Raw genomic sequence first — 12,705 nt, forward strand, 5'->3', positions numbered from 1 at the left:
TTAAACGAATAGTTTTTCCTCCCAGTGTTCCGCTTCTTCTTCCGAAACCAGGTTTAGTTTTTTCAAATAATGGGTAGTCTTTTCAAATGCAAGCGGATATTCGGCTCCCTGGTAGTTCCAATCTGTTTCGGACAACCAAAGTTTCACCTGATCCAAACGCAGGTTGTAGCGCCATGAAATCATTTCTGCGGATTTCGGATTTTCTTTTACTTCCGATGCTTTTTGATTAACGATCGCGCACATTTTCTTTAAGATCTCCGGGTATTTCTCTGCAATTTCCGTTCGTGCGGCAATGACGAAACACGGCCATGGAGTTACCACGTCTCCGACATAATCGCATTTTCCCTGTTCCACGAAAGGAGAGGTCGTGTATTTTTCCCAGAGGAAAGCTTGTGCTTCGTTATGTTCCAAAGCCCATAAACCACCGTATACATCACCGATTACGTTGAATTTTAATCCTTCAAGTTTCCAGTTGTACTGATCGGCCATAACGTAAGCCATTAAATGTGATCCGGATCCAAAACGCGAAATAGCGAAAGTTTGTTCTTCAACATCTTCCGGTTTTTTGATAGCTCCCTTTGCAGGTACGTGTATTCCCCAGCTTAACGGGGAGACAACATATACTTCCAGGATTTTTGCATCCAGTCCCTGAAGGATAGACTTGGTGATTCCTTCCGTGAGAAGTACCGCAACGTCAATGGAACCCGTTTCGAGTCCGCGGACCATCTGCCCGGTTCCGCCTGTCATGTCAGACCAGTGGAGGTTTAAACCGATTTCCTGGAACCTTCCTTCTTCAATAGCTAATCTCCAGGGTAAATTAAAATGTTCAGGAACACCGCCGATCTTAAGGCCTAATTCGTTTGTCATTTCTTTGTAAATTGCATGGAATGTAGTTTTTTGTACATACCATCTTTGCGTAATAATTCTTCGTGAGACCCCATTTCCTGGATTTCACCTTTGTCCAGGACAATGATCTTGTCTGCTGCTTGTATCGTAGATAATCGGTGTGCGATAACTATGGAGGTGCGTCCTTTGGTAAGCTGTTCGGTAGCACGCTGGATCAATAGTTCGGATTCATTGTCGACGCTGGAAGTTGCTTCATCCAGGATCAAAATATGCGGATTGTACACATAGGCGCGAATGAAAGCCAGGAGTTGTCGCTGTCCCACGGAAAGCACTCCGCCTCGCTCACCAACCTGGTAATCGTATCCATCCGGTAATTTTTCAATGAAGCTGTCAGCTCCGACGGCTTTTGCTGCGGCAATCACCTCTTCACGTGTAATAGCTTCATTCCCTAAAGTGATATTGTTGTGGATCGTATCGGAAAACAGGAAGACATCCTGGAGTACAATCGCTATATTTTTTCGCAAAGTATCCATATGGATTTCGCGTAGTTCCACTTCACCGATGTGAATGCTCCCTTTCTGGTATTCGTAAAAACGGCTCAACAGGTTAACGATCGAAGTTTTTCCGGCTCCGGTTGCTCCGACAAAGGCAATCGTTTCTTTCGGCTGAATGGTCAGGTTGATATCCTTTAACACCCAATCTTCGTCCTTGTAAGCAAAATAAACATGCTCGAATTTCAGGGGCTGTTCAAAATCCAGTTTGGTTACTGTTCCGGATTCCTGCACGTGTTCGTTGGTGTCCAATAACTCAAATACTTTGTCAGCGCGGACAATACCACGCTGCAGGATATTGAACTTATCTGCCAGCATACGGATTGGCCGGAACAACATCTCGATCCAAAGTGTAAAGCTGAATACCGTTCCGAACAATTCTTTGTCCCCGATGGTTTCGCCTGTCATTGAAAAAGCACACCAAACAATTAACAAGGCCATAGAAAGTGAACTCAGGAATTCCACTACCGGGAAGAAAATGGAAAATGCCCAAACTGCATTCACGTGTGCCTGACGATGCGTTTTATTCACTTCCTGGAAAGCTGTATACTCCATTTTTTCCCTTCCGAAAATCTGCACGATATTCATCCCGGTCAGGCGTTCCTGTACGAAAGCGTTCAGGCGGTGCACAGCTGTACCTTCCTGCTGGAAACTTCTGCGCATGGCTTTTGCAAATACACGTGTTGCGAAAATCAGGATCGGAATTGGAATAAGGACAATTAAAGAAAGCTGCCAGTTGCTGGTAAACATAAGAGCCAAAACAACCACAAGCATTAACAAATCACCTAAAATATCAATCAATCCCGAGGAAAAAACCTCTGAAATTGCTTCAATATCCGAAACGACACGAGTGACCAAACCGCCAACCGGGGAACGGTCGAAGAACTGCATACGGAAAGTGGACAAATGATTGAATACTTTGATGCGAATATCACGAATTATGGATTGGGCCATCAGGTTCGAAAAATAAGCAGTCAGGAATTGAAGTAAAGCTTCAACAAGTAAAATCCCTCCAACAATTAATGTCCATTTTAAAAATTGGTCGGGGTTTTTACTGTCAACCACGTATTTCTGCACCATATTCCCGATAATCATTGGGCGCAAAGGTCCAAGGAGAGATAAGGAAACAGTGCAGATGAAAGCCAAAACTAAAAGTCCCCTGTAGGGTTTTGCAAACTTCAATAAGCGTCTGAAAATTCGAAAATCAATTTTGCTTTGTTTGGCCATGTTACAAAATTACATCTAAGGATTGGGATATGACTTATTTTTAACTGCTAAAATTCACTAACAAAACACATTTTTATTTCCATTGTTTGCTTTTATTCCTTTATTTTGCGGATAGGCAACATGCCTGAAGATATAGCACATAATTTACCTCCAATTTTCAATACTATGGTTTACAATTTAGGTCAGTCAACATCCATCTTCAATACTTTTTTGGGAGAGCTGAGAGATTGCACGGTTCAAACTGATCCCATGCGTTTTAGACGTAATTTAGAACGCGTTGCCGAAGTATTGGCTTATGAGTTAAGCAAACATTTGGATTACCAAACAGAACTGGTAACAACGCCGCTGGGAGAAGCAGAAGTGGAGACCCTGAAGCAGCAGCCGGTTCTGGCAACAATCTTACGAGCCGGATTACCCATGCACCAGGGACTGCTGAATTATTTTGACCGGGCAGAAAGCGCATTTGTTTCTGCTTATAGAAAACACACCACCGCTGAAGATTTTGATATTCACGTTGAATATTTGGCTGCCCCTTCCATCGACGGAAAAACATTGATCATTTCCGATCCGATGCTGGCAACAGGTAGTTCGATGGTGATGGTGTATAAAGCATTGTTGAAGCAGGGGAAACCTTCAAAAGTGCACATTGTGGCTGCAATTGCAGCACCTGAGGCTATTGAGTTTGTAAAGAAACACCTTCCTGATACTATCAGTATTTGGGTCGGTGCAATTGATAAGGAATTAACCGCACAATCTTACATCGTTCCGGGATTGGGTGATGCCGGAGATCTGGCTTATGGAGTAAAATGTTAAGGAGATAAACAATGCACTGGCACTTTTACATATCACTCTTTGGTTTATCGATGATTAAATTCATGTTTGCTCCTTTTGCTGGTCCAAGAATGCATTTAAGCTATTTTGAAACCTACCTTTCTTGTATTGCAGGAGCTTTTTTGGCTGCATTTATTTTTTATTTTTCGAGCGAGTTCTTTCTAATCCGTGCGCACAAAAAACGGAAAGCGGCGTTACAGGAATCGATCAGGACCGGGATTCCACTGAAAGCAAAAAAGAAATTTACCCGCTTCAATAAGTTGATCGTAAAATTGAAACGCAGCCTGGGGATTTACGGAATTGCATTCTATGCACCCTTGTTTTTATCCGTTCCGGTTGGATCGATTGTAACCGCAAAATTCTACGGTAAAGAAAAACGGACATTCCCGCTGATCCTGATCGGGATTTGTATAAACGGGGCGATAACTACGGGAATTGCATACATTATTGAATCATTCTTTAAATGAAAATACGTCAGATATTCTTTGACCTTGATCGTACCTTGTGGGATTTTGAAACCAATTCGCGTTTTGCACTGCAATACTTGTATGATGATTTGAAACTGGGTGATACCATCGAGCATTTCATGCATTTTCACCATACGTATATTCGGATCAATGCAGATTTGTGGAACCAATACGGAAACGGAAAACTGAGCAAAGAAGAACTCCGGGATAATCGTTTCAAAAAAGCACTGGAATATCACGGGATTCATGACGAGCAACTGGCAAAGCAAATGAGTGAAGGCTACATCGATCTTTCCCCGAAGCAAACAGCTCTTTTCCCGGGAGCAGTTGAAATGCTGGAAACCTTGAAAGCACAAGACTATTCTCTACACATTATTACCAATGGTTTCAAAGAAGTACAGCACATTAAACTGGAGAAAAGCGGAATCAGCCAATTTTTCAATACGGTGCTCTGCTCCGAAGAAATTGGTGTAACAAAACCACACCGGGAAATTTTCCAGGAAGCGCTGCGCCTCACGAATTGTAAAACCGAACATGCGATCATGATCGGAGACGATTTTAAAGCAGATATCATTGGGGCGCTCAATGCCGGTTGGACAGCAATTCATTTTGATCCGGAACACAGATACAAGAAAGAACGAAATGTTCCAAGAATCAGGGAATTGGCAGAGATTCCTGAAGTGGTGAATCTTTTGCCGATTGTGGCAAACTAAGCAGATAAGGTTGGTGAGAAAGCAACTCTTCTCGATTCAGGAGGTCTTAAAATCTTAATATCCTGATGTCTTGGCATCTTAACATCTAATTTTCCTATCTTTGCGCCTCCGCTGAAGCTCTTAACCTTCGCAAAGCCGCTTAGGCGCAGCAAGGTTAGCGCAAGCGTTGTACCCTCAAATAAAATCAGGATGTCATTTTCTTCTTTCGGCTTATCGCCATTTTTAATAAAAGCTTTAAGCGAAACGAATTACGAAAAGCCGACTCCGATCCAGGAAATCGCCATCCCGGCAATTCTCACAGGAAAGGATGTTTTAGGAATTGCGCCAACCGGTTCCGGTAAAACTGCGAGTTATGCACTTCCGATTTTAACCCAGCTTTCCAAATCAGAAAAAGCAAAGAATCGGCATATTCAGTCACTTATTTTAGTCCCGACCCGCGAATTGGCAATCCAGGTAGAAGAAGTGTTCAAGGAATTTGCACGTGCATTTCCCGAACCGCAAAAGGTAAAAGCTGTTTATGGCGGGGTTTCCATCAATCCGCAAATGAAAGCGATGATGGGTGTTTCTGTTTTAATTGCAACTCCCGGTCGATTGATCGAACTTGCGGAATCCAATGCAATCCGGTTAAGTACATTGAAATCCCTGGTACTGGATGAAGCTGATAAATTGCTGAACCTTGATTTCCAGGAAGAAATGAAACGCATTTTGGGCTGGATCCCGAAGAAACGTCAGAATTTATTGTTTTCGGCGACCTTAAATGATAAGGTGTCTGAGATCACGCAGCTGGTTTTACACGATCCGATTGTACTAAAGATAGAGCAGGAAGAAGATTCTATTGACCTGATCCGGCAAACTGCTTTTCGGGTTTCTGATGATCGAAAAGGACCATTATTACGTTATTTGATCCGTTCGCGAAATATGAAACAGGTGTTAATTTTCACCAGTTCTACTTTCAAAGCAGACCAGGTCGTTGAGAAATTACGCAAAAACAATATCGATGCCCAGGCTATTCACAGTAAGAAAAGCCAGGATGCAAGAACGCGTGTGATGCGCAATTTCAAAGCCGGACATTTAAAAGTAATGGTTGCCACGGATTTGATTGCCCGCGGAATTGACATTGAATTTTTACCTTTCGTTATTAACTACGAATTACCGCGTTCTCCCAAAGATTTTGTGCACCGTATCGGCCGCACGGGGAGGGCAGAAGCAACCGGTGAAGCCCTGACTTTTGTGTCTCCGGCAGACGAACATCATTTTAAGATCATTCAAAAGAAAATGGGAAAACAGATTCCGTTTGAAGAAACCGACCAACTGGACCTGCAGGGATATTAATCTCGTTCCAATAAAAGATTTCAGTCTTAAAGTCTTAACATCCTGAAATCCTAAAGTCTAAAAAAAATGAAAAGAATAGCAGCATACAAAAAACTCTTCAATATTGAAGAGGAAATGAGCCTGGCTCAATTGAAAACAACTTACCGCAAATTGGTAAAAGAGTGGCATCCTGATAAATTCCAGGAAGAAGATCCGAAAAAAGCAGAAGCTGAGAAAAGAAGTTTGGAGATCATTGATGCCTATCATTTCTTAGTGAGTATTGCCCCGGAAACTTTGGAGCAAAACCTGGAGGAATACACGGAAACAATCAATACTTCAATGATTGCTGATTATCACTACAAAGGCTTGACCTTAAAAGTGACTTTCCTGAATGGACAGGTATTCGAGTATTTCGGAGTTCCAAACAATGTTTACAAGAAACTGAATCAAAGTGCAACACCGGAGCGTTTTGCCCGCAGACACATTTTCACATCACATACTTATCGCATGGCGAGTAAAGGAATGGCGGAGGTTTAAGTCATTTCTTCTTTTCGCGGTTAAAAGTAACCGGAAGAGAGAATTTTGAACGAATGGGTTTTCCTTCCAGGAGCGCGGGTTTGAATACCAATAGTTTTACTACACGGATTACTTCCGCATCTGCTAACGGACTTAACGATTTTTTGATCCTTACATCAGTCACATGTCCAGCCGTGTCAACTGTGAACGAAACATATACTTTGCCTTCAATACTATCGGCAGGATAAACGATGTTCTCTTTCAGAAAATCCTTTAGAGCAGCCCATCCTCCGGGATATTCCGGAGAATCATCAATGATGACTCCGACGATGTCCATTTGCTTGGGTACTGTTGGACAAACCGCTCCACTTGATTTTGTAGCAGGAAGTTTAAACGGATCTTCTTCTTCCTGTGCATATAGATTTTGAAATGAACTACTTAATCCGATAGTCAAAGCGGTTGCTGCGGCCAGTTGGAAATAACGTTCGTATCCTTTCATTACTTGCTTCTCGGAGAAAATTCCGCAAATGGATTGGTTTTTCTTTTTGAGCTGTTCAAGTTCTTCGGCGGATTTATTCCTAAAATCAATAATGATCCGCTCACAAGTCTTACAGTGTTTGTTACGCCCACAAGAAGCCATGTCGTTGATATTTTCTTTGCAGGGAAGTGAAAAACGAATGTTTCGAATCGCAGACATCTTATAATTATTAAATGAATCAAATATAAAATCAAAAATTAGAGATCATCCGGTGAATTAGTCAACTGTAGTTTTTCTTTATTTTGGATATCGTCTGAACGAGCTCGCTAAGTCTTTGTCCCTAAAAAAAAAATCTGCGGAATCGGCGAGATCTGCGTGAGAAAGAAAAGAGTCTGTCGAAGACGGACATCGACTAAAACCTATTTGCTCCTCTGCTGGAAAAAACAGACAAATGATTCCTCGTTTAATTCCTTATTTTTGAAAAACAGATTTGTACTTATGAAAAACAGATTATTGGGATTGATACTCGTTGTCTCGGGTTCACTTTCCGCACAAAACAAATTCCCGGACTTCCTTGTTGGAACCTGGCTTTCGGAGGATGGAAGATCTTATGAGCATTGGGACCGGCTTTCTGCAACTCTTTTGAAGGGATATTCTTACCAGGTGAAGAACGGTGAAACGAAAGTCAGCGAATACCTGGATTTGGTTCAGAGAAAAGACGGTATTTTCTACATACCGACTGTTATTGGCCAGAACGAAGGGAAACCGGTGGAATTCAAGTTAACTTCTTCGGACTCTGTATTCATTTTTGAGAATAAAGAACACGATTTTCCTAAAAAACTCTGCTATAAAATGGTTTCTTCCACCGAGATTTTTGTCCGGGTTTTGGGAGAGAATGATAAAGGATTCAGCTTTACAATGAAAAAGACAAATCCTGCTGTTCTTGTTACCAAAGAAAAGAATACAACAGATAATCCGAATTATGATAAAGCATTGGCTGAAAAACTAAAAGGCGACGATTACGGAATGAAGAGCTATATGTTTGTTGCATTGAAGACGGGGCCAAATGCAACAACAGATAAAAAGTACATTGATAGTTGTTTCACCGGACACATGGGAAATATAGGGCGTCTGGTGGAAGAAGGAAAATTGATTGTTGCAGGTCCTTTCGGCAAGAATTCACTCACCTACCGCGGCTTGTTTATTTTCAATGTTACTACTAAAGAAGAAGCTGAGGCCTTGTTGAAAACGGATCCGGCAGTGAATTCAGGGTTACTGACCTACGATTTAATTCCATGGTACGGTTCGGCTGCAATTTCCGAATACCTGGATGCTTCCGATAAAATATGGCGGAAGAAGTTTTAATAATCCGTATTCTTATATAAAAATTTTTGGGATGAAAAAATGGTTTTTCTTTGGAGTTCTTTGTGTTTTGGCAGCCTGCCAGGAAGAAAAAGTACAAACAGATGCTGATTTTGATAAGTACAAAAAAGCATTTGTATTGCGGTTGTGGGAAATGAATCCCGGATGGGCAAGCAGTACGGGTTTCCATAAGTATGATTCTGTTTTGGTCATTCCGGATAAAGCGCGGGAAGAAAAAGAGCATCAATTTGTGCAAAAGGAATTGGAGCAGCTGAGTCAATTCCAATCGGATAAACTTTCGGAGGCAAACCAAATTGACCTGAAGTTAATGCGCAACTATTTGGAAGGAAGCAACTGGGAACGTGAACAACTGAGATCGGGGGAGTGGAATCCGTCGAATTACAATGTGTGCGGTGGTTTTGCAGAAATGCTGGGAAATAATTACGCTCCGCTGGATGAGCGTTTGAAAAACTTTTCCATTCGGTTGAAAAATGTTCCGGCTTATTATGAGGCCGCAAAAAAGAATATCAAGCATCCAACGAAGGAGCATACCCAATTGGCAATCGAGCAAAACCGCGGAGGATTGTCTGTATTTACTGACGATCTGCCTGCAGCGTTAGAAAAAAGCAAGTTGACAGCCGGTGAAAAAGCAGAATTGCTGAAAAGGAGTGAATCGGCTATAAAGGCTATCAATGGATTTGCCGACTGGCTGGAAAAAATGCCTAACCCGAATCCGAGAAGCTTCCGCTTAGGAAGTGAATTGTATGCTAAGAAATTCGAGTTCGATATACAGTCGGATAAATCGGCAAAAGAAATCTACCAAAGTGCTTTGGCACACAAAAAAGAACTGCATCAAAAAATGGTGAAGATTTCGCGTCAGATTTGGAGCAAGCACATGGGGCAGAAGCCAATGCCAAAAGACGAATATGTGTTGGTGAAGCAGTTGATTGATCAGCTTTCTTTGCAGCACACCACGCCGGAAAATTTTCAAAAGGACATCGAGAAACAAATCCCGCAGCTGGAGAAATTTGTGCAGGACAAGAAATTAATCTACCTGGACCCGAAAAAACCACTGGTAGTTCGCCGGGAACCGGATTATATGGCGGGAGTTGCCGGAGCTTCTATTTCTGCTCCCGGACCTTATGATAAGAACGGGAATACCTATTATAACGTAGGAAGTATGAACGGCTGGCCGACTGAACAATCGGAAAGTTACCTGCGCGAATACAACGATTACGTATTGCAAATCCTGAATATTCACGAAGCTGTTCCGGGGCATTATACCCAATTGATTTATAGCAATAATTCACCGAGTATCATCAAATCGATTTTTGGGAACGGAGCAATGGTGGAAGGTTGGGCGGTTTATACCGAGTTAATGATGCTGGAAAACGGATACGGCAACAATAGCCCGGAAATGTGGTTGATGTACTACAAATGGAATTTAAGAACGACTTGTAATACCATTTTGGATTATTCTGTTCACAACCTTCACTTCACCAAAGAACAAGCTATGAATTTACTGGTCAATGAGGCTTATCAGCAGCAAGCAGAAGCCGAAGGGAAGTGGAGACGGGCAACTTTAAGCCAGGTGCAGCTATGCAGCTATTATACCGGTTTCACTGAAATTTGCAGTTTAAGAGAGGAATTGAAGAAAAAACAAGGAAAGGCATTTGATCTGAAAACCTTTCATGAAAAATTCCTGAGTTACGGAAGCGCTCCGGTGAGAGATATCCGACAGATGATGCTGGGAAAATGAATTATCAATGGAAAAATTATCAAGAAGGTTAACCCCTGTTGTAGCTAATTGAAATCCCTTGATAATTTTGAAATTCATCATTGATAATTAATCTCCGTATATTTGAATTTTGCAATTCATCTCACATGGAGTTCCTAAGTTTGGAAGAATTTTACCAGTCGATCTGTAATCTCAATGGTTCATCTTTAGTTCCGGAAGGGATTAGTAAGGAGTTGGGTCAGTTCAATGTGTTTGACACCAGTGAACTACTTGCGCAGAACAATGGTAAGAAAGGGAAAATGCCCTATAACCGGCGCTTGTATTACAAGATCAGCTTGATTTCGGGAAGAAGTACGGCGGAATATGCCGATAAAGTCATTGAAATTGAAAAACATGCACTCCTTTTTGCTACTCCGAAAGTTCCATATAATTATACTTCCGAAGACGAAGGCCATAACGCGGTTTTTTGTGTTTTCAGTACGGATTTCATTACAAGAGCAAATACCGGGTTTGCGTTGGATGAACTGCCGATTTTCAGTCCGGGAAGCGTACCTGTTTTTGAATTGTCCGAAAGCGAATACCAGTACATCAGAACCGTTTTTTCAAAAATGAAGGCAGAACAGTCTTCAGATTATGCATTTAAGTACGATCTGATCCGGACTTATGTGATGGAATTGATCCATTTAGGGCAAAAATTGCAGCCGGCTTCAGTTTTGTACCCGAAACATACGGCTTCGGAAAGGGTGACATCTTTATTTGTGGAGCTATTGGAAAGACAGTTTCCTATCGAATCGAACCAGCAGCGGATTGGCTTGAGAACTGCCAAAGATTTTGCTGATCGACTTTCGGTTCATGTGAATCACCTCAATAAGGTGTTGAAAGAAAACACCGGAAAAACAACAACCGAAGTAATTGGCCACCGCATTACCCAGGAAGCAAAAATCTTATTGAAGCAGACAAATTGGACAGTTTCCGAGATCGGTTATTGTTTGGGATTTGAAGAAGTGGCGCATTTCTCTAATTTCTTCCGGAAACACACGCAGATCACCCCGAATTCCTTCCGGAATTAATCATCAATGCAGGAATTATCAATTTCAAGGAGGTTTGCAGTTCTTCTTGTTAATTGAACCATTCATAATTGATAATTATTTGTTTTTTGCAACTCTTGGATTGCTTCATGCAAACAAACCACCTGATTCGAACGATACCTTTGTTTCATCAAATTAAAACACATGAAAACAAATAAATTAGCACTCATTACCGGAGGAAGCCGCGGACTTGGAAGGAGTATGGCAAACAAATTGGCAGAAAAAGGGATCAATGTTGTTATTACTTATCACACAAACAAAACCGAAGCAGACAAGGTTGTTTCAGAAGTTCAGTCAAAAGGAGCAGAAGCAGTCGCTTTGCCGCTGGATGTTAGCAAATCCGAAACATTCGAAGCGTTTGTCGCCGAATTGAAAAATACCATCAAGAGCAAATTCAATGCGGAGAAAATAGACTTTTTGGTAAACAACGCCGGAATTGGTTTGCCAACACCATTGGGAGCAACAGAAGTATCAGTTATTGATTCATTGACAAATATTCACTTCAAAGCACCATTTTTACTGACTCAATTAATCGTTCCATTCTTAAATGACGGTGGTGGGATCGTAAATATCTCAAGCGGTCTGGCTCGTTTTACAGCACCCGGATATTCGGTTTACGGATCATTAAAAGCTGCTGTAGAGCAATTGTCCAGGTACCTGGCAAAAGAATTGGGATCGCGTCAAATTCGGGTAAACTGTGTGGCGCCGGGAGCAATTGAAACGGACTTTGGCGGTGGTGCAGTGCGTGATAATGCCGATTACAACAAAATGGTAGCTGATGCAACGGCACTTGGAAGAGCAGGTTTGCCGGATGATATCGGTGATGTGGTAGCATTCCTTTGTACGGACGAGTCTCGTTGGATTAACGGACAACGCATCGAAGTTTCGGGGGGAACGAATTTGTAGAGATGATAAAAGACGAAAGACCGAAGACGAAAGACTTTTGTAGTCTCTAGTCTTCAGTCTCGTGTATAACTTCTTTTATATCAATCCAGCAAATCTTCCTGCTTCTCGGAAAAAGATCCAAGCAATTTTTGCAGTTCTGCTTTTTCAGATCGTTTCACCACGTAAGTCTTGGATAAGGTATCGTGCCAGCCTCTTTCCCCAAAACAGGAAAAGGATTCAAATGGAATATATCTGCAAACAGTCCTTAGCAATGCTTTCGAAAAACTCACTTTATTCGCGTGTTCATCGATAACCGTATAGCCACAAATCAATTTTCCCAAAGTAGCTCCTCCCAGTCCTTCGCTAATAGCATAATAGAGGAAGAAAATCGGATAACCAATGTAATTAAGCACTCCTATAAGAGTTGAATCGGGCCTCAAGGCTTCTACATTTCCGGTAGCTACCACGATAATCCCGATAAGCATCCCGACGATAAATGTAATGATGTAAAAGAATACCACATCAATCAGAAAATATCCGAAACGCACTCCCTGACTCACAACTTCAGGTGGTCTGCCCACCATCTTGGTTTCCGCTACTTTAGTAACAATTCCGTTTTCGTCTCGTTGGTTCTTAAAGACTGTTTTCTCAACTTTTAGGTTTTCGATTGTATTCATTTAGGTTGTTTTAAA

The 12,705-nt window shown here is 41.7% G+C and carries 13 protein-coding genes; 9 read left to right on the top strand and 4 right to left on the bottom strand.

The annotated features are described in order from the left end of the window. Both QZT69_RS11605 and QZT69_RS11610 read right to left on the bottom strand, forming a co-directional pair. Positions 1 to 867: a substrate-binding domain-containing protein gene (locus tag QZT69_RS11605; RefSeq protein WP_294674266.1), complete on the bottom strand. Its 867-nt coding sequence runs from the start codon at positions 865 to 867 to the stop codon at positions 1 to 3. Further along, positions 864 to 2,624 (bottom strand): ABC transporter ATP-binding protein, encoded by a 1,761-nt coding sequence (locus tag QZT69_RS11610; protein WP_294674268.1) that lies wholly within the window; start codon positions 2,622 to 2,624, stop codon positions 864 to 866. Before QZT69_RS11610 ends, QZT69_RS11605 begins: the two co-directional genes overlap by 4 nt. A 165-nt stretch (positions 2,625 to 2,789) precedes the next feature. On the opposite strand from QZT69_RS11610, the gene upp reads away from it, so the two are divergent. The 5 genes from upp (at position 2,790) to QZT69_RS11635 (ending at position 6,483) form a co-directional block, all read left to right on the top strand. Continuing rightward, positions 2,790 to 3,437: a uracil phosphoribosyltransferase gene (upp, locus tag QZT69_RS11615; protein ID WP_294674270.1), complete on the top strand. Its 648-nt coding sequence runs from the start codon at positions 2,790 to 2,792 to the stop codon at positions 3,435 to 3,437. An 11-nt stretch (positions 3,438 to 3,448) separates the two neighbouring features. Further along, positions 3,449 to 3,922 carry a hypothetical protein gene (locus QZT69_RS11620; RefSeq protein ID WP_294674272.1) on the top strand — a complete coding sequence of 158 codons (474 nt, stop codon included), beginning with the start codon at positions 3,449 to 3,451 and terminating at the stop codon, positions 3,920 to 3,922. Then, a complete protein-coding gene (locus QZT69_RS11625; protein ID WP_294674274.1) occupies positions 3,919 to 4,635 on the top strand; it encodes a YjjG family noncanonical pyrimidine nucleotidase in 717 nt (238 codons plus the stop codon). The genes QZT69_RS11620 and QZT69_RS11625 overlap by 4 nt, the downstream gene beginning before the upstream one ends. 189 nt (positions 4,636 to 4,824) lie before the next feature. After that, positions 4,825 to 5,967, top strand: coding sequence for a DEAD/DEAH box helicase (locus QZT69_RS11630; protein ID WP_294674276.1), 1,143 nt, complete (start codon positions 4,825 to 4,827; stop codon positions 5,965 to 5,967). Between the two features lie 66 nt (positions 5,968 to 6,033). Continuing rightward, positions 6,034 to 6,483, top strand: a complete 450-nt coding sequence (locus tag QZT69_RS11635; RefSeq protein ID WP_294674277.1) for a KTSC domain-containing protein — start codon at positions 6,034 to 6,036, stop codon at positions 6,481 to 6,483. Between the two features lies 1 nt (position 6,484). On the opposite strand, the gene QZT69_RS11640 is transcribed toward QZT69_RS11635, so the two are convergent. After that, positions 6,485 to 7,159 carry an energy transducer TonB gene (locus QZT69_RS11640; RefSeq protein WP_294674279.1) on the bottom strand — a complete coding sequence of 225 codons (675 nt, stop codon included), beginning with the start codon at positions 7,157 to 7,159 and terminating at the stop codon, positions 6,485 to 6,487. A gap of 279 nt (positions 7,160 to 7,438) precedes the next feature. Between QZT69_RS11640 and QZT69_RS11645 the strand changes: the two genes are divergently transcribed. The 4 genes from QZT69_RS11645 to QZT69_RS11660 all read left to right on the top strand — a co-directional run bounded on the left by QZT69_RS11645 (position 7,439) and on the right by QZT69_RS11660 (position 12,034). Next, positions 7,439 to 8,305 (top strand): YciI family protein, encoded by an 867-nt coding sequence (locus QZT69_RS11645; RefSeq protein WP_294674281.1) that lies wholly within the window; start codon positions 7,439 to 7,441, stop codon positions 8,303 to 8,305. Between the two features lie 31 nt (positions 8,306 to 8,336). Then, positions 8,337 to 10,061, top strand: a complete 1,725-nt coding sequence (locus tag QZT69_RS11650) for a DUF885 domain-containing protein (RefSeq protein ID WP_294674283.1) — start codon at positions 8,337 to 8,339, stop codon at positions 10,059 to 10,061. 125 nt (positions 10,062 to 10,186) lie between these two features. Beyond that, positions 10,187 to 11,110 (top strand): AraC family transcriptional regulator, encoded by a 924-nt coding sequence (locus tag QZT69_RS11655; protein WP_294674285.1) that lies wholly within the window; start codon positions 10,187 to 10,189, stop codon positions 11,108 to 11,110. A 162-nt stretch (positions 11,111 to 11,272) separates the two neighbouring features. Then, positions 11,273 to 12,034, top strand: coding sequence for an SDR family oxidoreductase (locus tag QZT69_RS11660; RefSeq protein WP_294674287.1), 762 nt, complete (start codon positions 11,273 to 11,275; stop codon positions 12,032 to 12,034). Between the two features lie 80 nt (positions 12,035 to 12,114). Here the strand turns inward: QZT69_RS11660 and QZT69_RS11665 are convergent, their stop codons facing one another. Beyond that, a complete protein-coding gene (locus QZT69_RS11665; protein ID WP_294674289.1) occupies positions 12,115 to 12,690 on the bottom strand; it encodes an RDD family protein in 576 nt (191 codons plus the stop codon). Positions 12,691 to 12,705: the final 15 nt, after the last annotated feature.

Source organism: uncultured Fluviicola sp. (genome assembly GCF_902168135.1).
Taxonomy (GTDB): Bacteria; Bacteroidota; Bacteroidia; order Flavobacteriales_D; family Crocinitomicaceae; genus Fluviicola.